Origin of the sequence: Streptococcus mitis (genome assembly GCF_946188585.1) — a bacterium.
GTDB lineage: Bacteria > Bacillota > Bacilli > Lactobacillales > Streptococcaceae > Streptococcus > Streptococcus mitis_DG.
In genome coordinates, this window is the sequence record NZ_CAMHVI010000003.1 from 206,453 (window position 1) to 229,378 (window position 22,926).

20 protein-coding genes and 2 pseudogenes are annotated in these 22,926 nt (G+C 40.4%); 2 read left to right on the forward strand and 20 right to left on the reverse strand.

The window, feature by feature from the left end; translation table 11 throughout:
• Nucleotides 1-29: 29 nt before the first annotated feature.
• Nucleotides 30-1,652, reverse strand: a complete 1,623-nt coding sequence (locus tag N8M66_RS05835; protein ID WP_261046165.1) for a putative polysaccharide biosynthesis protein — start codon at nt 1,650-1,652, stop codon at nt 30-32.
• 105 nt (nt 1,653-1,757) lie between these two features.
• On the opposite strand from N8M66_RS05835, the gene N8M66_RS05840 reads away from it, so the two are divergent.
• Entirely contained in the window at nt 1,758-3,203 is a 1,446-nt protein-coding gene (locus N8M66_RS05840; RefSeq protein ID WP_261046166.1) for a UDP-N-acetylmuramoyl-L-alanyl-D-glutamate--L-lysine ligase, read from the forward strand.
• 46 nt (nt 3,204-3,249) lie between these two features.
• Here the strand turns inward: N8M66_RS05840 and N8M66_RS05845 are convergent, their stop codons facing one another.
• The 15 genes from N8M66_RS05845 to N8M66_RS05915 all read right to left on the reverse strand — a co-directional run bounded on the left by N8M66_RS05845 (nt 3,250) and on the right by N8M66_RS05915 (nt 15,311).
• Nucleotides 3,250-3,441 carry a CsbD family protein gene (locus N8M66_RS05845; RefSeq protein ID WP_000051182.1) on the reverse strand — a complete coding sequence of 64 codons (192 nt, stop codon included), beginning with the start codon at nt 3,439-3,441 and terminating at the stop codon, nt 3,250-3,252.
• 100 nt (nt 3,442-3,541) lie between these two features.
• Complete coding sequence (locus tag N8M66_RS05850) at nt 3,542-4,192, reverse strand: DUF1803 domain-containing protein (protein WP_261046168.1); 651 nt, start codon at nt 4,190-4,192, stop codon at nt 3,542-3,544.
• The gene (locus N8M66_RS05855; RefSeq protein WP_419991940.1) at nt 4,176-4,685 is read right to left on the reverse strand and encodes a UDP-N-acetylmuramoylalanyl-D-glutamate--2,6-diaminopimelate ligase; all 510 of its coding nucleotides are present in this window, start codon (nt 4,683-4,685) and stop codon (nt 4,176-4,178) included. The genes N8M66_RS05850 and N8M66_RS05855 overlap by 17 nt, the downstream gene beginning before the upstream one ends.
• A gap of 194 nt (nt 4,686-4,879) precedes the next feature.
• On the reverse strand, nt 4,880-5,815 hold the full coding sequence (locus N8M66_RS05860; protein ID WP_261046170.1) for a manganese-dependent inorganic pyrophosphatase: 936 nt from the start codon (nt 5,813-5,815) through the stop codon (nt 4,880-4,882).
• A gap of 178 nt (nt 5,816-5,993) precedes the next feature.
• A complete protein-coding gene (locus tag N8M66_RS05865; RefSeq protein ID WP_000349617.1) occupies nt 5,994-6,290 on the reverse strand; it encodes a GIY-YIG nuclease family protein in 297 nt (98 codons plus the stop codon).
• Nucleotides 6,280-7,029, reverse strand: a complete 750-nt coding sequence (locus tag N8M66_RS05870) for a tRNA1(Val) (adenine(37)-N6)-methyltransferase (protein WP_033685376.1) — start codon at nt 7,027-7,029, stop codon at nt 6,280-6,282. Before N8M66_RS05870 ends, N8M66_RS05865 begins: the two co-directional genes overlap by 11 nt.
• A 52-nt stretch (nt 7,030-7,081) precedes the next feature.
• On the reverse strand, nt 7,082-7,444 hold the full coding sequence (locus N8M66_RS05875) for a S1 RNA-binding domain-containing protein (protein ID WP_000689605.1): 363 nt from the start codon (nt 7,442-7,444) through the stop codon (nt 7,082-7,084).
• A 1-nt stretch (nt 7,445) separates the two neighbouring features.
• On the reverse strand, nt 7,446-8,846 hold the full coding sequence (locus tag N8M66_RS05880) for a bifunctional Cof-type HAD-IIB family hydrolase/peptidylprolyl isomerase (protein ID WP_261046172.1): 1,401 nt from the start codon (nt 8,844-8,846) through the stop codon (nt 7,446-7,448).
• A gap of 79 nt (nt 8,847-8,925) precedes the next feature.
• Nucleotides 8,926-9,429 carry a GNAT family N-acetyltransferase gene (locus tag N8M66_RS05885; RefSeq protein ID WP_261046175.1) on the reverse strand — a complete coding sequence of 168 codons (504 nt, stop codon included), beginning with the start codon at nt 9,427-9,429 and terminating at the stop codon, nt 8,926-8,928.
• Nucleotides 9,430-9,774: 345 nt separating this feature from the next.
• The gene (gene rpsR, locus N8M66_RS05890; RefSeq protein ID WP_000068664.1) at nt 9,775-10,014 is read right to left on the reverse strand and encodes a 30S ribosomal protein S18; all 240 of its coding nucleotides are present in this window, start codon (nt 10,012-10,014) and stop codon (nt 9,775-9,777) included.
• Between the two features lie 31 nt (nt 10,015-10,045).
• Nucleotides 10,046-10,516 (reverse strand): single-stranded DNA-binding protein SsbA, encoded by a 471-nt coding sequence (gene ssbA / locus N8M66_RS05895; RefSeq protein ID WP_261046177.1) that lies wholly within the window; start codon nt 10,514-10,516, stop codon nt 10,046-10,048.
• A gap of 11 nt (nt 10,517-10,527) precedes the next feature.
• Nucleotides 10,528-10,818, reverse strand: a complete 291-nt coding sequence (gene rpsF / locus N8M66_RS05900) for a 30S ribosomal protein S6 (protein ID WP_001151778.1) — start codon at nt 10,816-10,818, stop codon at nt 10,528-10,530.
• A gap of 219 nt (nt 10,819-11,037) precedes the next feature.
• A complete protein-coding gene (locus N8M66_RS05905; protein WP_261046179.1) occupies nt 11,038-11,592 on the reverse strand; it encodes a DJ-1 family glyoxalase III in 555 nt (184 codons plus the stop codon).
• A gap of 10 nt (nt 11,593-11,602) precedes the next feature.
• A complete protein-coding gene (locus tag N8M66_RS05910; RefSeq protein WP_261046181.1) occupies nt 11,603-12,826 on the reverse strand; it encodes an FtsW/RodA/SpoVE family cell cycle protein in 1,224 nt (407 codons plus the stop codon).
• 4 nt (nt 12,827-12,830) lie between these two features.
• Nucleotides 12,831-15,311, reverse strand: coding sequence for a bifunctional DnaQ family exonuclease/ATP-dependent helicase (locus N8M66_RS05915; RefSeq protein WP_314725947.1), 2,481 nt, complete (start codon nt 15,309-15,311; stop codon nt 12,831-12,833).
• 123 nt (nt 15,312-15,434) lie between these two features.
• Between N8M66_RS05915 and N8M66_RS05920 the strand changes: the two genes are divergently transcribed.
• A complete protein-coding gene (locus N8M66_RS05920) occupies nt 15,435-15,620 on the forward strand; it encodes a hypothetical protein (protein ID WP_001068558.1) in 186 nt (61 codons plus the stop codon).
• Nucleotides 15,621-15,644: 24 nt separating this feature from the next.
• Here the strand turns inward: N8M66_RS05920 and N8M66_RS05925 are convergent, their stop codons facing one another.
• The 4 genes and pseudogenes from N8M66_RS05925 to N8M66_RS09460 all read right to left on the reverse strand — a co-directional run.
• Nucleotides 15,645-16,496: an NAD(P)H-hydrate dehydratase gene (locus N8M66_RS05925; RefSeq protein ID WP_261046183.1), complete on the reverse strand. Its 852-nt coding sequence runs from the start codon at nt 16,494-16,496 to the stop codon at nt 15,645-15,647.
• 14 nt (nt 16,497-16,510) lie between these two features.
• The gene (locus N8M66_RS05930; RefSeq protein WP_261046184.1) at nt 16,511-17,332 is read right to left on the reverse strand and encodes a phosphate ABC transporter ATPase; all 822 of its coding nucleotides are present in this window, start codon (nt 17,330-17,332) and stop codon (nt 16,511-16,513) included.
• 239 nt (nt 17,333-17,571) lie between these two features.
• Nucleotides 17,572-22,416 (reverse strand): annotated as a pseudogene (locus N8M66_RS05935) (SIALI-17 repeat-containing surface protein); the annotation flags it as partial.
• 279 nt (nt 22,417-22,695) lie between these two features.
• Nucleotides 22,696-22,905: pseudogene (locus N8M66_RS09460) on the reverse strand (YSIRK-type signal peptide-containing protein); the annotation flags it as partial.
• Between the last annotated feature and the right edge of the window lie 21 nt (nt 22,906-22,926).

The following is a 22,926-nucleotide window of genomic DNA, read 5'->3' on the forward strand; positions in this document are numbered from 1 at the left end:
AAATTATCCCTTTTATTTATAAATATTTTTTAAGTTAACTTTAATTTGATTCTCAAGCGATCTGCTTGGGCTTTTCCAATCACCTTATCCAATAAACGGGTACGGAGGCTCATAATTCCATAAACTCCTCCACCCATTGCACCGATAAGAGTTACATATAGAAAACTCCACAAACGTCCACTTGGTTGGAAGACAAATCCCAGTATCCACTGGATAGCACCTACACTGATGAACATAACAAAAGTCAACAAACTGATTAAAATCGTTCTCCTAAATACCACATTACCTCTCATTCCTGTTACCCTACATAGTTCACGATAAATGAATATAATAGGGATGATAAGAGCGATTGATGTTGAAATCAAAGGACCATAACTGTGAAAAAGATAAATTGTTGGTAATTGCAAGACTAGCTTAGCAACCGAACCATAGAAAAAGTAACGGATCGCTTTACGATTATGGAACATAGCCTGAAGCATTGGTGACAAAACCATATATACACCCAAAATGGTTGACTGTAAGACTGCAAAGATAAACAAACCTAATGCCAAACCATCTGGCTTCCCGTAAAATATGGTATAAATAGGTTCACCGACCATGACCACTCCCACTGTTGCAGGAAAAAGAAACAATAGAAGCATCGTTAGATTATCTTGAATCAATTTAGAGGCAGACCTCAAATCACCTTTCACATAGTTTTCGGTCAAAAGTGGCAAGCCTACACCACCAATCGAAACTCCTAAGGAAATTAAAATCATAGTGATTTTATTAGGATTGGCTGAGAAATAAGAAAACATGACAACCAAGTCTTCATTACTATAGTTGGTAAACCAGCTCATACTATTGATAAAGGTCATCTGGTCCAGAATCTGGAAGAGCTGGATAGCAGAACCCGTTAGGATAAAAGGAATGGCTTCCTTAATGGTATCGATCAAAAGACGCTTACTATTAATCTTATCTCCTGTTTCAAGGACTCTTTTAAGTAAGCCTTCTTTGGCAAGGAAATAGATCAAAACTACAAAACTGGCTACCATGCCGACAAAGGCAGCAAAGGTGGATTGGGTAACCGCTGCTAGATAATCTCCTGAGCCCATTTTCATAATCATAAAGGTAGCCAAGAGCATCCAGATTACACGAATGACCTGTTCAGCGATTTGGCTCATAGCATAAGGTTTCAGGTTATTCATCCCTTGGAAGAAACCTCGGATAACACTCATAGATGGGAAAATCAAGACTGCCCAAGCCAAGCTCTGCATGATTGGGATCAAGTCTTTCCCCACACCCGATAAGTCTGCTAGCCAAGGAGAAAAGAGATACAAGACTAATGCAAAGACCAGACCAAGTCCTGTCATAAAGCCTAAAAAGCTCCGAATCAGGGCAAAGCTATGCTCTTCTTCTCGCATGGTATTATACTTGGCCACTTGCTTGGCCACCGCAACTGGAATCCCTGCTGTTGAAATCAGCAAGAACCAGGCATAGATATTATAGCCCATGGTGAAGAGACCATTTGCTGTAGCCGCATAAGACCCCATCCAGATATACCAAGGGATAATATAAATAGCCCCGAGTAGACGACTGATAAAGTTACTAGCCGTTAGCCAAGCAGTCCCTCGTAACATCTGGGCCTGCTGGTGATTGTTTTCGTTAGACATAGATTCCTCATTTAATTTTAATAACTAGGAAAAATTCCTCATCTTCCATTATAAACTTTTCCTTGTCACTTGTAAATTTACGACTTTCGGTTTACAATAGAAAGTATGATTAAGATTGAAACCGTATTAGATATTTTAAAGAAAGATGGTCTCTTCCGTGAGATTATCGACCAAGGACATTATCACTACAACTACAGCCATGTCGTATTTGACACCATCTGCTATGATAGTCGCAAGGCCAAAGAGAAGAGCCTCTTTTTCGTCAAGGGTGCTGGCTTTAAGAAGGAATTTTTGCTTTCTGCCATCTCTCAAGGCCTCGGTTGGTATGTGGCTGAAGAAGACTATGAGGTTAGTATTCCTGCTATTATCGTCAGTGATATCAAGAAAGCCATGAGTTTGATTGCCATGGAATTTTATGGGAATCCCCAAGACAAACTCAAACTCCTCGCCTTCACTGGAACCAAAGGTAAAACAACAGCAGCCTACTTCGCCTATAACATTTTATCTCAAGGGCATCGACCTGCTATGTTGTCGACCATGAACACAACTCTAGATGGCAAGACTTTCTTTAAGTCTGCATTGACAACCCCTGAGAGCATTGACCTCTTTGACATGATGAATCAAGCTGTACAAAATGACCGTACTCACCTCATCATGGAGGTATCCAGTCAAGCCTATCTGGTCAAGCGTGTCTATGGTCTAACCTTTGATGTGGGAGTTTTCCTCAATATCAGCCCAGACCATATCGGCCCGATTGAACATCCGACGTTTGAAGACTACTTCTACCACAAACGTCTCTTGATGGAAAATAGCCGAGCAGTCATCATTAACAGTGACATGGACCACTTTTCTGTCTTGAAAGAACAAGTTGAATATCAAGACCATGATTTTTATGGTAGCCAGTCTGAAAACCAAATTGAGAATTCCAAAGCCTTTAGCTTCTCAGCTACAGGTAAACTTGCTGGAGATTATGATATCCAACTGATTGGTCACTTCAACCAAGAAAATGCAGTCGCTGCTGGACTTGCCTGCCTCCGTCTCGGAGCTAGTCTTGAGGACATCAAAAAAGGAATCGCTGCAACCCGAGTTCCTGGTCGTATGGAAGTTCTCACTCAGAAAAACGGAGCCAAGGTTTTCATCGACTATGCCCACAATGGTGATAGTCTCAAAAAACTCATCAATGTCGTAGAAACTCATCAAACTGGAAAAATTGCACTGGTTCTTGGTTCGACAGGAAACAAGGGAGAAAGCCGTCGTAAGGACTTTGGCCTCCTCCTGAACCAACACCCTGAGATTCAAGTCTTTCTGACTGCTGATGACCCCAACTATGAAGATCCAATGGCCATTGCGGATGAAATTAGTAGCTACATCAATCATCCTGTTAAAAAGATTGCGGATCGCCAAGAAGCCATCAAGGCAGCGATGGCTATCACAAGTCAAGAATTAGATGCTGTGATTATCGCTGGTAAAGGAGCCGATTGCTACCAAATCGTCCAAGGTAAGAAAGAAGCCTATCCAGGAGATGCAGCAGTCGCAGAAAATTATTTATAAGATAGTAAAAAATCAAGGGAAACGAAACCCTTGATTTTTTCTATTTTTATTTAAAAGCGTTTTTCAAACCTTCAACGGCACCTTCTACAGCACCTTTAGCATCTTCAACTACTTCTTTTGCCTTAGCAACTGTCTTTTCTACAGCGCCTTCTGCTTCAGTCTTGCCATCTCCAGTAACTTTACCAAATCCTTCTTTGATAGCGCCTGTTGCTTGTTCCAATTTGTTTTCAAGTGACATATGATTGTCTCCTTTAGTTTATTCCGATATGTGTTACCGGTTACATATAGTTTATACTTAATCCTAAAGAAAGTCAAACAATGTGCTCAGAAAAAAGAAATCAGGCCAAGTAGAAAGTTAATCTTTCCTTATCCAAATCGATAGCCAACTCATACTTCCCCTCTTCATTTTGGACAATATAGTCTAGGACGACCAAACTATCCACAAAGATATCACGGCGTTTCTGTATAAGCTGGTCTTTTTTGAGAAATTTCAACAAAAAAGTCGTCATATATTTGAGAGCATACTCAGGATTAACATCTCCCAAAATGTCATAGAGTTCCTGCTGTTTTTCTGTCAAAGGATACTGATGTTTGACCTTGTAGAAATAATTGGACAGGGTCATTTTTGATCTCGCAAAGTCCGTCTTTTCAACTAAAATAGCTGCATTGGTTTGATTTCGTAATTCCGTCTCAAAACTCTGCTCTAACAAGGCTTGATAGGCCGGACTATCTTCGCTGACAAAAATCTCTTGATCCAGTTCGAGACTATCGAGTGATTCAAGCATAGGAAGATTAAGGTAATAACGCTTATTTTCTCGTAGAATCAAACCTGCCTTTATATACTCTTCCATGAGTTTATCGACTGCAACATCTGGAAATTGAGCCTTAATTTCTCGCAAAATCACATCCTCATGCTGGTCTAGATAGCGGATCAATTCTCTAAAAAATGGCTGTCTCGTCAAACGAGATGGATTAAAAATCTGAATCATGAAGATTCCTTTCTTTACATTCTAACAGAGGCGATGCTGCCAACTGACTAGGATTGGTCCCAGCTTGGTTCAAAGGAACAGGCAGACCTAGTTCTCTGTAATACTCTCTCCAAAAATCACTAATCTCCTGCTCCCCATCTCCAAATTTCATGGGAATCGTTTCAAAAATCGGTAGGATTTCTGCCATGTACTGGGAACAGTAGAAACCAGGTCCAGCTGGATAGAAAGAAGCATTGTAGGGTGTTCCTAGATGTTTGCAAGCTTTTTCCTTCACAGACTGGATATCCATTTCTGGGTAGAAATAGAGGTCGTACAAGTGATTGGACTCAAAGAAGTCTACTGGTTCCTGACAGACAACACCATCCTGTCCACTAGCGTGGTAAATCATCCCATCCAAACAAATCGCAACATGGTTATAGTTGCCTGTGGAAGTCTGGATGGCCTGTCCCGTATCTGACTCATCTCTCACAAAATCATACTCTTCGAAAATCAAATTCAAACCACGTCAGCGTCGCCTTACCGTACTCAAGTACAGCTTGCGGCTAGCTTCCTAGTTTGCTCTTTGATTTTCATTGAGTATCAAATCGCCATTTTCTAACATGCTTCACTCCTAGAAAAAAAGGAGCCGAAACTCCTTTCGATATAAGTCAAACTAGCCTTTCCTAATTTGAATTAACACTCAAAATCTTAAGCATTAAAGCTTTCAGTCAATTGAGGTACCACTTGTTTCTTACGTGAAACAGCACCAGCAAGGAAGGCATGATTGTTTTCAAGTTTGAAGTTGAAGGCTGCTTCAACCTTGTCCATGTTAGCACCAAGTGCTAGGATTTCTGAGTTTGAGTTGACGATATCTGTAATCATCAAGACAAAGTCAGAATAACCTTTTGCTGCGTTAGCGGCTTGCATTGCAGCTTCAATTTCTGCTTGACGTTCCAATACTTCAGCGATGTCAACTGTGTTTACTTGAGCAACACGGACATTATTTCCGTTCAATTCAAAAGTCTTAGCATCGATATCAATCAATTCTTCAGCAGATTTGCTAGCCAAGTTTGTACCAGCTTTCAACATAGCCAATCCATACTCTTCCAAGTTGACACCAGCCAATTCAGCTAATTCAGGAGCAATGACTGTATCTGTTGGGTGTGTTGTTGGTGATTTCAAAAGAAGGGTATCTGAAATCAAACCTGAAAGCATCAAACCAGCAATCTCTTTAGGCACGGCTACACCATGTTCTTTGAACATACGGTAAACGATTGAAGACGCTGAACCAACTGGCTCCAAACGCATGTAGAGTGGGCTTGCAGTTTCAAAGTTAGCCACACGGTGGTGATCTACAACACCATAAACTTCTACTTCAGCGATATCTGATACAGATTGTTGGAATTCATTGTGGTCAGTCAGGATAACTTGCTCTGCTCCTTCTGCTTTGGCAGAAGTGATAACACGCGGTGCTTCTACACCAAAATAGTTCAAGACAAAGGCTGTTTCTTCATTTGGAGTTCCAAGAGCAACAGCTTCCGTATCCAAACCGTATGCTTCTTTTGCAAGGTAGGCAAAGGCTACAGATGACCCGATGGCATCTGAGTCTGGATTTTGGTGACCAAATACTAGAATCTTAGACATGATAATACCTCATTTTATTTATTCTCTTTATTGTAGCATTTTTTTCGCTTTTTGACAAAAGTAAGAGGAGTCAAAGGGCTCCTCACAATTCTTCAAAATAACTGATACTCTTCGAAAATCTCTTCAAACCACGTCAGCTTCGCCTTGCCGTACTCAAGTACTGACTACGGCTAGCTTCCTAGTTTGATCTTTGATTTTCATTGAGTATGAGTAAATTTCTATCTTGATTTTCAGATAAAAATCTTTCCTTCTGTGGCCTCTTCTTACGCTTGAGAAGGGCTTCTGCTGACATGGCTTCTTCCTTACTGGCAAAACCTTGAACATAGATAAGTTTGACTGGCAAGCGTGCTCGTGTGTATTTGGCTCCCTTCCCACTATTGTGGACAGCAAGGCGTCTTCTCACATCAGTCGTATAGCCTGTATAGTAAGATCCATCACGGCACTCCAGCACGTACATATAAGCCTTATGATCCATAATAAATCTCTTCAAGTTCAGGCGTATAAGAGCCATCATCATTGTGAACAATGAGAGGTGGTAAGACCTTAAAGCCGCTTGTTGAACCATCCTTGATTGCCTCAATCAAAAGCATATTGGCTTCCTTTTCTCTTTTTGGATAAACAAACTGCAGGCGCTTAGGAGCTAGATTATGCCGTTGTAATGTATCCAAAATATCCAGAAGTCGATCAGGACGATGAACCATGGCCAAACGCCCATTAGACTTGAGAATACTCTGGGCACTACGACAGATTTCCTGCAAATTAGTCGTAATTTCATGGCGCGCCAAGAGATAATGTTCACTCTCGTTCAGATTAGAATGAGGATCCACCTTGAAATAGGGCGGATTACACAAAATCATATCCACCTTACTTCCCTGGATGTAAGCAGGCATATTTTTCAAATCATCACAGATGACCTCCATCTGCTCTTCCAAACCATTCAAACGGACAGAGCGTTCAGCCATATCCGCCAAACGCTCCTGAATCTCAACAGCCAAAATCTGTGCCTGAGTCCGAGTGCTAGCAAAAAGCCCCACTGCTCCATTCCCAGCACAGAAATCCACTATCAAGCCCTTTTTAGGAAAACGTGGAAAACGTGACAAGAGAACACTATCCACCGAATAGCTAAAAACCTCTCTATTTTGAATGATTTTAATATCTGTCGAAAAGAGCTGGTTAATGCGCTCTCCTGATTTTAATAATTGTTCTTCTTCCATGGTCCTATTATAGCAAATTTATATTAACATTACAAAGCATAGAGGTTTCTAATTAGTGCTTCTGATTCTTCAAATGTTGGAGAGCTTCCTTGGTCCAAATTGGCATCATTCGTTTGAGAGGCGCAAAGCCATAGTTAAAGCGGTCGCTTGAAAAGCGTCTCCGTCTCGGAAATTGGTGCTTTTCTTCCTCCAAAGTACGGATAGAAAGACTAGCTTTCCCTGTAAATTCATCTAAATCCACTACCTGAACCTGAACCTCTTCATCGACTTTCAAGGCTTCTTGGATATTTTCAATAAAGCCTGTCCGAATCTCTGAAATGTGAATCAGTCCCGTATCACCCGTCTCTAGCTCAACAAAGGCACCGTAGGGCTGAATCCCTGTAATACGCCCCTTTAGCTTATCACCGATTTTCATCTTAGTCCTCGATTTCAATTGTTTCAATCACAACATCTTCAACTGGCTTGTCCATAGCCCCTGTCTCAACAGCAGCAATGGCGTCCAAAACAGCGTAAGAAGCTTCATCAGCTAACTGACCAAAAACAGTGTGTCGACGGTCTAGGTGAGGAGTTCCACCTTGGTTAGCATAGATTTCTGCGATCGGTTCTGGCCAACCACCACGAGCAATTTCTTTCTTAGAATAAGGCAAATGTTGATTTTGCACGATAAAGAACTGGCTACCGTTGGTATTTGGACCAGCATTGGCCATGGAAAGAGCACCACGGATATTGTAAAGTTCTTCTGAGAATTCATCCTCAAATGATTCGCCGTAGATTGACTCGCCACCCATACCAGTTCCAGTTGGGTCTCCACCTTGGATCATAAAGTCCTTGATAATACGGTGGAAAATGACACCATCATAATAGCCATCTTTAGAAAGAGCTACAAAGTTAGCCACTGTTTTAGGAGCATGTTCAGGGAAGAGCTTGATACGCAAGTCTCCGTGATTGGTCTTAATAGTCGCCAACGGACCTTCTACTGTTTCAATGTCTACTTGTGGGAAATGCAATTCTTTTTCTACCATACCAAATCTTTCTAAGGCATTAAAAATACCATCTTCTTCTAACGTTTTTGTAATATAATCTGCTTTTTCTTTGATGTTATCATGGGAAATTCCCATGGCAACGCTGATTCCAGCATAATCAAAGAGTTCCAAGTCATTCAGCCCATCTCCAAAAACCATGACGTTCTCTGGTTTCAAGCCAAGGTGTTCCACAACCTTTTCCACACCCGTCGCTTTGGAGCCTGAAATCGGAACAATATCAGACGAATGCTCATGCCAACGAACCATGCGAAGTTTGTCTGAGAGACTGTCAGGCAAGTGCAAGTCATCTCCCTTATCTTCAAAAGTCCACATCTGATAGATATCTTCTTTTTCATGGAAATCTGGATCCACATCCAAATCGGGATAAATTGGATTGATCGCTTCACTAATCATATCGGTGCGAGTCGACAACTTGGCATCATGACTCCCAACCAAGCCATACTCAACTCCCTCTTGCTTTGCCCAAGAGATATATTCTTCCACATCTTCTTTGGCAATCTGATGTTGATAAATGACCTGACCTTTTTTATCTTCAATGTAGGCCCCGTTTAAGTTTACAAAAAAGTCAGGCTTGAGGTCACGAATCTCTGGCACAACACCAAAAATCCCTCGTCCAGAAGCAATACCTGTCAAAATTCCTTTCTCACGTAATTGCTTAAAAACAGTTGGGATTGAAGCTGGAATAAAACCTGTCTTAGAATTTCTCAATGTATCATCAATATCAAAAAAAACAATCTTGATTTTCTTTGCCTTGTATCTTAATTTCGCATCCATCTCACTACCTCTTTCAATCTAACTCTTTCCATTATACCATAAAGTAGTTAAATCCCCTATTTTCAAAAAGTTTCCCATTTTATTGTAAGTCCTTGGATAAGTATAAAACTAAATCATTATCATTTTGACAACTTGCACCCATTTCTAGCGGTTTATTTCTATACCAGACACCTGTCCCATCTGGAATATAGCCTCGTTTGATATACAATCTCTGGGCAGGGCCATAGCCTAAGTGCAAACCTACACCAAGAGTGACCTTACTCGAAACAAACTTGACTCGTTTTTCTGCTTCTTCTAGCAGTTGATTCCCAATCCCTTGATTTCGAAAAGGCTCAAACACATTAAAATCTGATAATTCTGGATATACTTCTGCAAAAGGACCATGTTTAGCAGAAGGCAAAATGGTAACGTAGCCCGCTACAGCACCATCAATCTCTGCAACTAAGACTTCTCTCTCCCCACTTTCCTGTTCCAGAAAATATCTAGCCAAAATTTCCTCTCTACCAGTCCAACCTTGATTCATAAATCCATGAGACAAGGGTTCAATATCAGACTTAATCATATTTCTAATCGTACAATTCATCTTTGACTTACCCACCTTTACTCTTTCTATTACCATTATAGCACGCCAAGGTCAGAAAAAAACTATCTCGTGAAAAAAACCAACCGGGCTTTAATTCGCTTTCTTATTTTCAAGCTCATGAAAAAGAAGTCCACTGGACCCAAACTCTCTCTCATTTTAAGACTAGTGAAAAAAAGACCCAACCGGGTCTTAATTCGCTTTCTTTTTTCCGAGCTCATGAAAAAGAGGTCCACTCGGACCCCAACTCGCTCTCTCATTTCAAGGCTCATGAAAAGAGGTCCACTGGACCCAACTCGCATTCTCATTTCAAGGATCGTGAAAAAGAGGTCCGCCCGGACCTCTTTTTTAATCTTCGTTTACGAAAGGCATCAAAGCCATTACGCGAGCGCGTTTGATAGCTGTTGTTACTTTACGTTGGTTTTTAGCTGAAGTTCCTGTTACACGACGAGGAAGGATTTTCCCACGTTCTGAAACGAAACGGCTAAGAAGCTCAGTATCTTTGTAATCAACATATTCAATTTTGTTTGCTGCGATGTAATCAACTTTTTTACGGCGTTTGAATCCGCCACGACGTTGTTGAGCCATATTTTTTCTCCTTTATAATTTTAGTTGTCCATTAGAATGGTAAATCATCATCTGAAATATCCAATGGATTTGTTGCTCCAAATGGATTTTCATCACGTGAAAAGTCTGGTACTGAATTTGTAGGTGCTGAATAGTTTGCAGTTGGTGCAGAATAAGCTCCACCTATGTGACCCTCACGCACACTACGGCTTTCCAACATTTGGAAATTCTCAGCCACGACCTCTGTCACGTAGACACGTTGTCCTTGCTGGTTATCGTAACTACGAGTCTGGATACGACCTGTCACCCCGATAAGTGAGCCTTTTTTAGCCCAGTTAGCAAGGTTTTCAGCCTGTTGGCGCCACATAACGACATTGATAAAATCAGTCTCACGTTCGCCATTTTGACTCTTAAATGTACGGTTTACTGCAAGAGTAAAAGTCGCAACTGCTACATTTGATGGGGTATAACGCAACTCAGCGTCACGTGTCATACGCCCTACAAGTACAACATTGTTAATCATAGTTTACCTTCTTACGCGTCAGTTTTGACGATCATGTGACGAAGAATGTCAGCGTTGATTTTTGAAAGACGGTCAAACTCTTTAAGAGCTGCATCGTCGTTTGCTTCAACGTTAACGATGTGGTAAAGTCCTTCACGGAAATCTTTGATTTCGTATGCAAGACGGCGTTTTTCCCAAGATTTTGATTCAACAACAGTTGCACCGTTGTCAGTCAAAATAGAGTCAAAACGTGCTACCAAAGCGTTTTTAGCTTCTTCTTCAATGTTTGGACGAATGATATAAAGAATTTCGTATTTAGCCATTGATATGTTCCTCCTTTTGGTCTAATGACCCCAAGACTTTGCAAGGGGTAAGTGAGGTTCGCTCACAATAAACTATTATACTAGAAAACATTTTTTTACGCAAGTAAAAACACCGAAATATAAAAAGAAGATGACGAATCATCTTCTCAAAAACTACAACTCTATAGAGAGTGATTAATATTTTAGTATTTATCAAACTATAGAGATTATGGATCCGTTTTATTGATTTTTACCAAAGACATCTCGATAGAGCATTCCTGTTCGTAAACTCTCTGCGTCTCCTCCTAATTGCTCCACCAACTCGTAGGCAAAGGCAAGGGCTGTTGAGGGGCCCCGACTGGTTGTCAAATGACCATCTACCACTACTGTTTCCTTGACGTAGTGACCATCAAAGATTTGCTCTTGAACACCATCATAGCAAGTGTACTGCTTGTTTTTCAATACTCCTGCTTGATTGAGGGCAATTGGAGCTGCACAAATGGCCGCCAGTTTCTTCCCTTCTTGCTCGAAATTTTGCAATTCTTGAATCAAGGCCTGATTATCCCGCAAATGTACAGAACCAGGCATCCCTCCAGGAAGAACAACCATATCATAGTCTGATAAATCACCATCAAAGACACGATCTGCTCTTACTTGGATTGCATGCGAACCAGTCACTTGCTCTTCAAACCCAACCATATCACATGTGATATTGGCACGACGCAAGACATCTACAACTGTCAAAGCTTCAATTTCTTCAAAGCCCTGAGCTAACATAACTGCTACTTTTACCAAGATTTTCTCCTTATTTGATTTGTTTTAATACAACCTTTTTCCGTTTGAATGGAACTTTTCCGCTCTTTTCTTCAGCTAGGTTTGTCTGGTAACTCATCGATAAAAGCAAGCCAATACCAATCAAGTTACTGATAATAGCCGATCCACCTTGAGAAATGAACGGTAAGGGAATCCCAGTCAAGGGAAGCAAGCCTGTCACGGCACCGATATTTTCAAAGATGTGGAAGAGCAACATCATAATCAAACCTGTGGAAATATAGGTGTAGAACTGGTTATTTGATCTAAGAGTAACCTTTAACATTCGGTAAATCAACATGAGATAAAGGGCGATAACAAGGACAGAGCCAATAAATCCAAAATCTTCTGCAATGACCGTGAAAATCATATCCGACTCTCGAACTGGAATAAGCAGATTAGAAGCATTAAATCCTTGACCAAACAAGCCTCCACTACCAATCGCAATCTGCCCTTGAGCCTGCTGATAGGTCGTTGTTTGGGCAAAGTCAAATGGATTGAGCCAAGCCAAAATACGATTGATTTGGTAGGTCGGCATTCCCAGTTGATGGAGAAAAGCCCGGCCGTCCTTGCTGATAAAAACAGCTAAGAAACCAGCAATTCCAGTTACAGCAGTCACAAATACTGGAATAATAATTTTCCAAGAAACCCCCGATAATAAAACGATTCCTGAAAAAATGGCTACAAAAACCAAAGCCGTCCCCAAGTCACTTTGAAGTGCCAAAAGAACTAGGACTGGAATGGTAAAGACAATCATCCAAAAAATTAACAAAAAGTCCAGCGGAACTGTGCGTCTCCACTCCTTATGTTTTTTTGTAAACTGGACAATCACACGGGCCAACATGAGAATATAGGATATCTTCATAAATTCTGACGGCTGGAACAAGGTAACACCATTTACCGATACCCAGTTTTTAGCACCCGTTGATGCAACTAAACTTGGATTATAAAAGACGATAGGTAAGACCATAAGTCCCAAGCCTAAAATATATAGAAAGGGTGTCACCTTCCAAAGAAATTCTGTATTGAAGAGCATGACCACAAAACCAATTACAAGTCCCAAGGCAATCCAAGCGACCTGCTGCCCTAAAATGGGCAAGATATTATTTGGATAATCATGACTAACGGCAATATAAATAGCCACCACACCGATAACCAGTAGGAAAAATACTGGCAGGAGCAAACTATAATCGACTCTAGAGTCGAGAGAACGTTTCATATATTCACCTTTCCTCTTTCTTAGATTTTTCATTTTTGTTGTTTTGGAGGAAATCAATAACAGTAGAGGTAATCTGTTTTCTATTCACCTCTCTGATAGTTCTTTCCTTCGCTAGAGCTTGTCTAATCTGTTTACCATATCGTTTATGAACAACACGACTATCCAGTATCACAGCAATGGAAGCTTGTTCCTCTTTTCTAATTGTTCTACCCAAAGCCTGTTTGAGACGAATAATGGCCATTGGCAGCTGATAATCATAGAAAGGATTCTTCCCTTCCTGACGCAATTCATGATTTAATTTTTGTGTTAAAGGTTCTTGGGGATTTTGGAAAGGCAATCGAGGAATTACTTGAATAACGCAAGGATGGGTAGAAAAATCAACCCCCTCCCAGAAACTTCCTGTTCCAAGTAATATTTGTCGCTCTCCTTTTTCAAAACGTTTCTTCAGCTGACTGGGTTCCCCATTTTTATATTGGGCCAAATGAGGATGGTCTAGTAAATCTGACACTGCTAACAGTAATTCTTTAGACGTAAATAAAACAAGCAAAGGCTCTTGAAACACCTGTAAGGAATGGATAACTGATGTAACCTCTTCTGCATAATCTAAAGGAGAATGTTCAGTTACTAAAGGAAAATCATTTACTAATAGAACTTCTTGCTGTTTCTGTTGTAAAGATTCAACTGTAATAAGTGGGGCTTCCGTAAATCCTAATAAATCCGCTAACGAAACTCTATTACTGATTTCAAGAGTGGCAGATACGCCAAGCACTCTGCAATCTTCTGGCAATAAATCTGCTAGTAGGAAGCGACCTTTTTTACTTGAACAAATTAAGACATCCTTACTAGACTTCTCAGCAGTTGCCAGCCAAAATTCACGGTCCGATGTAAAAAAGCGCATCATATCTCTATACTCGGGAAGACTTAACTCAGAAAAATGCTGGCGTAAGTTTTCAAGAGAATCCAGCCACTTGTCATTCTTAAGTCCTGAGTAAAACTGATCTATCAAATAGCGACATTCAAACCCGATACTCTCAAGCAACCGTCTCTGAATAAGATCTTTTTCTGTTTCCAAGGACTTTTGAACTTGTGTTACTAAAGCCTCGAGGAGATAAGACTCTTGGGCGAGGTTTTCAAGGGCAATCAGCATTTTTTGAGCTTCATCTATGATTACCAAGCGATTGTTGACAAACTCTGGATCATCCTCTAAACGTGTTACCAGATAAGCGTGATTGGTTAACAAAAGGCGACTCGATTTAGCCCTATCTTGACTGCGTTGCCAGAAGTCCTCAGAAATAAATAAACTTTTTTTTGAAAGTTTTCCATCATGTACAAGTTCAGCTAGAAAATGTTGATAACGATACAGCTGTCCGATTTCATCTAAGTCACCTGTTTCTGTCTCTGTTAACCAAATCAAGATTTGCATTTTAAAGCGTGTGAATAGGCGGTTGGACTCTGGTCTATGAAGTACTTTATAAAAATTATCGAGTTTCAAATAATTTTGAGGTCCCTTAAGACTATGAATTTCAATATGAAAAGTATCTTTTAATCGCCTTCCTTCTTCTTGCATGATTTGATTTTGAAGGATTTTGGTGGGTACACTCACAAGGATGCCTCCTTCACTTTCCATATTCAAAGCTGGTAGTAGGTAACCATACGTCTTTCCAAGTCCCGTTTGAGCTTGAATAAAAGCCGTTTTCTGTTCTTTTAAAAACTGCTCAACTTTTTCTGCAAATTCAACTTGCTGAGGGCGTTCATCCAAGTCTAACAAGGACATATTTTTAGTAAAATCCTTAGATAGCTTACGTGGCTTTAAAGACTGACTTTTCTTTCTTAGAAAGAGTCCATGGAGCTCTATCAAATCGTAAGAAGAAAGGGGGGACTGGCGCTGATACACTTCTTCAATCACTAAATAAGTTTCATAAAGGAGGTTATCCGCAAGATCTAACAAAGTTTCTAAAAGTCCTTTTGGTAACTGAAAAAGCTTTTGGCGCATAAAAAGCAAAAGCTCTGCTGTTGCTTGTGCATCAGAGAGAGCGGTGTGGGCATGGTCTAACTTAATCCCTAACTCTTGACAGAGAATGCCGAGATTGTACTTTTCAAACTGAGGGTACAAAACCTGTGCCAGCTCAACTGTATCCACTCGTGGAGTTCTCAATTCATAACCTTCAAAAAATAGGTACTCTGCCAGAAGATTTGCATCAAACTGAACATTGTGCGCAACAAAAATACCATCCTTGACCAGTTCAAAAATCCTTCCAGCTACCTGTGAAAACTCTGGAGCAACTGCCAACCGTTGATCAGTCAAACCTGTCAATTCTTTTATATGAGAATCCAAGGGCTCATGGGGATTGATATCAGTTCCATACTGATCGACGATTTCGCCATTTTCAATCACCACAATACCCACTTGAATAATTTTTGCCTTGCTTCCGGTGCTAGTGGCCTCCAAATCAACAACCACATACCGATCATTTCTCGAATTCATCATTAAAAATTATATCAAAAAAAGCCCTGTTTGACACCCCTCAACTTCGATAGAAAAATCACTTTGCTTGAAAAAAATGTTATAAAATGTTTGAATAGTATTATACAGAAAAGGAGACATAAGATGAACCCATTAGATTTGTTTAATCAAGTAAAAGAGTTAATCGAGACAAAAGATTTCGAAGCTGCAAAAACATTTGTTGCAGAAAATCAAGAACAACTTGGAGAATACTTTTCTCAAGCTCAGCAGTTGATTTCTGGTTCTGAAGGTCTAGATGGCCTAGTCGGCAAGATTAAAGGATTTTTCTAAAACATACAAAGGCGCCTGAAACGATCAGGTGCCTTTTTGATATATTTTTTTCATAATTTTAGGAAGACAATTACTAATCTCCGTTGGCAAGACCACATAATGTTCTTGAGCTAACTCTTGGGCTATGGCTGAATGAAGATGGGTCGCTACGGTTACACGTTCATAAAGACTAGCTTGTTTAAACTGGCCTGCAAATCCTGCGATCATCCCAGCTAGTGTATCTCCCATACCACCAGTCGCCTGATAGGGGCCACCAACCTGTAACTGGTAGCAATCAGACTGACCAGCTTGCCAAATACGAGTAGCTGAACCTTTTTCAACTAAAATCGTTCCTTGAGGGAAGGAAGTTAGGGCACTAGCCGTTGCATCTTCGTTTTGCTTTTCAATAGCAATACCAGACAGCTTTTCCCATTCTTTTTGGTGGGGAGTTAGGATAAGCTGACTCAAAGAAAATGATAAACTTGTTCTAGCAAGGATGGTTAAGGCCCCTCCGTCTACAATCAAAATCTGATTTTGACTTAAGCTAGCAAAGACCTGTTTGACTAAATCTTCTCCATAAGCATCGTCTCCTAAACCAGGCCCCAGCAAGACAACCTCTGCCTTCTCCAACTGCTCTTTTAACAATTGCTTGTCTTGAAGAGAAAATGCCATAGCCTCAGGCAAATGGCTGTGTAGAGCAGGGATATTTTCTCTATCTGTTCCAACAGTTACCAATCCTGCACCGCTTTTTACAGCTGCTAAAGCAGCCATAATGATAGCACCTCCATAAGGATAGGTACCACCTAACAGAAGCAAACGACCATAGTCTCCTTTATGACTTGTACGAGAACGTTCAATAATGACTTTTTCTAGTAAGGTTTGATCAATCACTTTCATCGTTTTTTCCTCAACTATCCTTTATCTGATTGTTCTAAAACAACTTGATAGACTTTCTTAGTCCACTCTTCTAAGTCTTCTCCAGCATAATCAATATAATGCACCCTATCTTGTATTTTAGTTGGAATAATATTTTCAAATTGGCTCTTATTATGAGTTGGAATAATGCAAATATACAACTCACTAAATAAATTCAACATGTCCTTAATTTTTGCAACATGGTAGCCATCAAAAATATAACCAGTAACGTTAATCAAATCTGTATAGATAAAATGAAAACTCACTCCAGGAATAAACTTGTCTTGTAATTCTTTCTCTGAAGGAGCTCGACCTAAAAAACGCTCCATCGCTAATCGATAACCAGAACTTGTATTAGACCATCCGAACATAATATAGTCAAAATAGTCTGCTGGATCAGAAGCTGCATTACGACTATCCAAAACCAACTCCTCAGCATCTCGCCCAAAGGCTTTCACAGCAGATAAGAGCTGACCTGTTTTAAAGATAGAAATCGCTGTATCTATAGTCGTAGTATGACTACAGTAGTCTGAAGTTACTAACCTCTTATGTAGATCATAAGTCGAGGCTACTCTTTTATCTGTAGGGGTAAATGGTGGCAGAAAGTGATGCTGACAGATGTGATCTAAAATTTCTTTTTTTAAACAAGAATCAGCACATTCAATACTTGTTTGACGTTTATGAAGTTTTTCGTAAGCTATAAATTTAGCAATTTTTTCTAATTCCCACTCTTGAATATTTGGATAATCAATTAGTGCTAAGTAGTATATTCCATCCCATTGTAAACTATATTCCCCATTATAAATTTTTAAAATCATCTAATCACCTCACTCCATTATACAACAAAAAGGTACCCACCTTGCAGTTTGGATTACTATTTTTCTGTCTAACTTTTGGGGCACAATTCACCTCTCTTGCTTACACCTATATAAAACTGGAGAAGACCATGATTGTCTTCTCCAGTTTTTAGATGCCATCAACTTACTATAGTTGAAAAAGAAAGCAATTTTTAATCATCGACTAATATCTACAAATAGGAAGTCATTAGACGTACAGACTAATCTTCTTTACGTTTTACAGTTAATAGTGCTGCTGATAAGGCTAGTCCAACACTTGCTAAGAAAATAGCTGTTTCTGACTGTTTTTCACCAGTTTCTGGCAATCTCTTGTCTTCCTTGACAACTTGAACTGGTGCTTCTGGAGTCTGAGCTTTTTCTAACGAACTTAGTTTAAACTCTGTTTTTTCTACTGTCGGTGCTGGTTGGTCACCTACGGTTGACAATGGGCCTGTGTACTCTGGAAGCTCATGTTTCAAGGCCATAACGGAGTTGACTCCACCTTGGAACTCTGCTTTCTCTACTGTTGGAGTTGGTTGGTCGCCTACGGTTGATACCTGACCTGTGTACTCTGGTAATTCATGTTTCAAGGCCATAACAGAGTTGACTCCACCTTGGAACTCTGGTTGCTCTACCATCGGAGTTGGTTGGTCGCCTACGGTTGATACTGGGCCTGTATAAGCTGGTAGCTCATTGACCAAAGCTTCAACTGCATTCACACCGCCCTGGAACTCTGGTTTCTCTACCATCGGAGTTGGTTGGTCGCCTACGGTTGATACTGGGCCTGTGTAGGTTGGAAGCTCATCTACCAAGGCTTCAACTGCATTCACACCGCCCTGGAACTCTGGTTGCTCTACTGTTGGAGCGGCTTGATCGCCTACGGTTGATACTGGGCCTGTGTAGGTTGGAAGCTCATCTACCAAGGCTTCAACTGCATTCACACCACCTGTAAATTCAGGTACCTCAAGCACTGGTGCTGGTTCTTCACCCTTGCTTGATTGAACAGGTTCTTCTGTCAATTCTTGATAGAAGCTCGCCAATTCATAAAACTCAGCCTTGCCACCTTCCCATACCAATTTAACATCTAGAAGAGAACCACCATTTCGGATAGCAAAGGTTTGGAGACTAGATGTAATGGCACCAAGATCTGCCCAGCTCTCTTGACCATCCTTAAGTGTTCTTGCTTGAACTCGTGCTTTCGCTCCTTCAGGAAGGCTTGAAACAAGGCGTAGATGGTTGGCATTGGTTGGTTCTGACAAGTGGTAAACCATTTCACCCTTATCATTTTCCGCCTTGTAGCTAGTCAAGACTTTTCCGTCTACGAGATTAGTATAGAAGTTGCCTCGGCTTTCGCCACCGTTTCCTTCTACAGTTGGATCATTGATTGGTTTGACAAATTCGCCATCATTAATTACCAATTCTGTAAATCCTACAAAACGAGCATCATAGTCAGCTGTATAGAGGACACGAAGATAGTTTGCTTTGACTGGTGTTGTCAATTCACCCTCGATGTAACGATTTCCTGGCATCTTAGAATCATGTGTCCAACCATCTGTCAATGAATCATCGTGTATACTATTGGCTACACCATCTCCCACTGTCACAACATCCGTCCAAGTTTTACCGTCTTGGCTGACTTGTATTTTACCATCACGAAGATAGTTTTGAGTTCCGTCTTGGATGTAGGCTCTGATCTTCTTGATAGTGCGTTCGCTACCAAGTTTCAAGGTTACATGGCCATCTTTATGGGCATAGTCTGAAAACTCAACGAAGTTGTTGTACACACCATCAAACAATTGATCTAGGTTATTAATCTTACGAACATCATTACTTCCATATATTGGATGAATGCCCATAGTTGTAGATTCTAGTTTGGTTGGTTGCACTTCTTTAGTCGTTACAAGGAGAGAAGTTGATGGCAGGTCTTGTTCTTGATTTGTTTTATTCACAAGACGAACATAACGTACCAAGTGAGTTGCGACAGTTCTGTCTGTCAACTGGCTAGCTGGTGTCCACTCTTGCGCATTTGCAGAGTACTCTAGACTTAGGGCTGGGTTAGCCTGGCCTTGGAGCTGAATGCTCTTGACTTGATGGATTCGGTCAAGCTTCATACCTAAATAGCTATGAGCAGGAAGTTTAGTTCCAGCTGGAATTTGAAGCTCGTAACTGCCCAAGCTATCCACTACTGATGTTTCCTTCAAGGCATCCACGTTGGTGTCTGTTAAGTCAAGATTTGGACTATCTACATCCACTCTAAATTCCGCAATTCTCCACCATTTACTTAAGGTTTCTGTATTACGAATGCGAACAAAACGAGTTGTAAATTCTTGCACGATATCAGAAGTTCGTTGCCCTGTTAAATTTTGAAGTGTAGTCCAATTTGTACCATCCGCAGAATATTCGACGACTCCAGATGCTAGTTTATCCCGTTCCCCTTGCATCAGATGAACTCGTTTTACTTTATGCAATCCACCTAAGTCCATTTGTACCCAAGCTTGTTCTGGTGTGACATTGGTCTGATCAACATGTGCCATCATAGATTCCGTGTTTTCTTGACCATCTTGCATCTGAACAACACTTGTTCCATATTTATAAATCAGATTTGAACTTAAGCTAATAGTGCCCCTAACCTTCTTACTACCTAACTCTAGGGGTCTATTTACAGCAATTTCACGCATGGCGAGCCAAGCATTATCCTTCTTAGCTGTTGCTATCATACGAACAGCTTGAGCTGTGATATCGAGGTCATTAAATTCCAGAATGCGTTCTCGACCAGTATATGCAGGGCTCGTTATGGCTACCCATTCTCCTTTTTCATTTTGATATTCCACAACTGCATTACTAAAGGTATAGTTATCAGCCGTATTAGTACCCGTAGCGAAACCTAATTTGTGTATTTTAATTGCCTTATTAAAGCGCAAGCCTACATAATCACCTCTTTCAATCACAATTGTTGTTTTGGCAATCACATGTGTATCAAAGTCACCATCTGTGACTTCTTTCAATCCGCCTTCTATTCCAGCACGATTCGTAATAAATGTTGTCACAAATTTATCTGGATTCAACATTGATTGGATGTGCAAGGCTAAGTATTCTTTGAGATTATTGATAAATGGTCGAATATGTTGGACACCAAATTCTGCGTATTCATAATGGTCAACGTAAAAGAAGGCATGTTTAACTGACTGGTCATAATATTTGACTCCTGCCTGATAATACTCCCATACCTTGGCATCATTTTTTTCAGTAAGTCCTTCCGTAGCTGTTAAGAAAGCTTCAAGCGCGTTCATTTGATCCACTGTATTATCTAACCAATAGTTAATTTGTTCAATTAATTTCTGATCGCCTTTTTCTTTAAGTAGAAGAGCATTGGCTTTCAAACCAGCAAAAATTTCCCTCAACTCTTTTATTTCAGAATCCAGATTTTGACCAGATTTGAGTTTGTTATAAAATTCTATCAATTTTGGAGCCAATTCTACAGACTCTTCTAATTTAGTGACATGTGGAGGTCTATTTTGATTACGCATATGTTTTCCGAGTTCTCTAAACGCCTTTGAAACACTGCTTTCTTCGAAACGATCATTGACTACAAAGTTAAAGGCCATATCGTTGATCTGTTCTGCTTCTTCTGCGCTTTGCCATTGCTTCCATCCATACTGAGCCATATCAAAAAGTGCTACTTTAGAAGCTTCAGATTGTTGCATTGGATTTAACATAATTCCTTGTGCAAGTGATAAATCAACATTTGGATGTAAGAATTTTTCACCACCACCAAGAATTAGGTGGGGTTTTGTATTGTCATTACATGGCCAGTTAATCCAAAACTGAATTGGACGGTAAGTTTTACCACCTTCCGTTAAATTTTTCTTTAAGTTCGTTAAGAATGTTTGGTCAACAGCACCCCAAACCTTTCCACCAGTAAGAGTTAAATGGACATTTTCAGGAAGATGTTCATTCAAGGTACGAAGTTCAGCTTCAGTTCCTTGCCCCATGTACCAGGCAGGAACAAAAATCATATCTTTACGGAGACCACTATATGTTGTTTGTTTTTCAGTCAACCAATTTGTGATATCCTTCATCAAGCGAACATAACTATGGTAACCACCAACTGGGCTTGGTGCATCATCTGCGAGCACACCAAATTCACGCACTCCCACATCCAACAATTGAGTAAACTTAGCCTTTATGGTTGCAAGGTCAGCCTGGTAATGCGCTTCATTGTCAAAACGGATGCGGTTGTTCATAAATGGATGAATGGTCCAGACATAACGTGTCTTCGTTTGATTACCGACACGAGCAAGTTCTCGGATTTCAGCTAGTTTTTCTTCTGGGTAAAGTTCACGCCATTTCTTATTGTGGTATGGATCATCTTTTGGTGCGAAATAGTATTGAGTTAACTTCAATTCACTTCCATAACGCATCAATTCTTTACGATTTTCATTAGACCATGGATTTCCATAGTAACCTTCGATGAAACCACGGTTCTTGATTTCAGCGTAATCTTCCACTGTCACATTGCGAAGAACTGGAACTTGACTTTCCTTGAGCATGTGTTTCAAAGTTGTCAAACCATAGAAGACTGCATCTGTGTCTTTTCCGACGATGGAAATTGAGTTGTCCTTGATGGTCAGAGCATAAGCATCAATTTTGTCAAAGAGACCTGCTGAAACGTTAGATAAGTTTTGTTCTGCTTGTGTTCCTCGTCCATGCACTCTAAGAAAGATGTTGGTTGCGCCAGCGATTGCCTCCTTACCAGTTGTATAAGATACTTGATTGTCCTGTAAGATACTCTTCAAGCGATTACGAGTATAGAGATCGAGTTGTTCTCCCATGACCAGATTCACTTGTTTACGAAGGGCTGTGACACCTTCGCCATAGGTCACTTTTTGTGGAGTTGGGAAAACCTTGTACTCTTTCTTAAGATAGTCATCGCTCTTGCTGGCAGCCACAATACTATCTTCGCTAGCTGCTTTACTTGCAGTGAATCGATCCGCCAATTCAACTGTTCCATCACCTGTTTGCTCTACTTTTGGTTTTTCAGGTGTAGTTGGTTGACTTGGTTTAGCGATTTCTTTATCATTTTGTCCTCCACTCATGGCTTCAGACGGTTTTGTTTCATTCTCTGGAGTTCCAGATGCGTCAACTGGTTTAGGATTATTTATCGAATCGGTAGAGCCAATCGCTCCTGCAGTTTCTCCATTTCCAACTGTCGAGCTGCCTTCCTTCCCAGTATTTTCTTCTGCTTTCTTCAAAACTGCCGCAAGTTCATCAGGTAACTTTTCCAGTGGCTGAGCTTGAGTTATAGTTCCCTCTTTATCTCCTACAATACCTGTTTCTGCTGCCTCTACTAGATTAACACCAAAGATACTGGCACCAATCATAACAGAAGCTACTCCAATAGCGAATTTACGAATACTGTAATGACAACGTTTATTGAAAAAATTTTTACCCATCTTTATATTATCTCCTTTCGTCCAAACACGAAAGTAAACGATTCCATTTTCACTAGTAAAGACGGAGAGGCCTAATTGGTCCTCTCCATCTATTCGACTCATTTATCGATTCATTTTTTATCT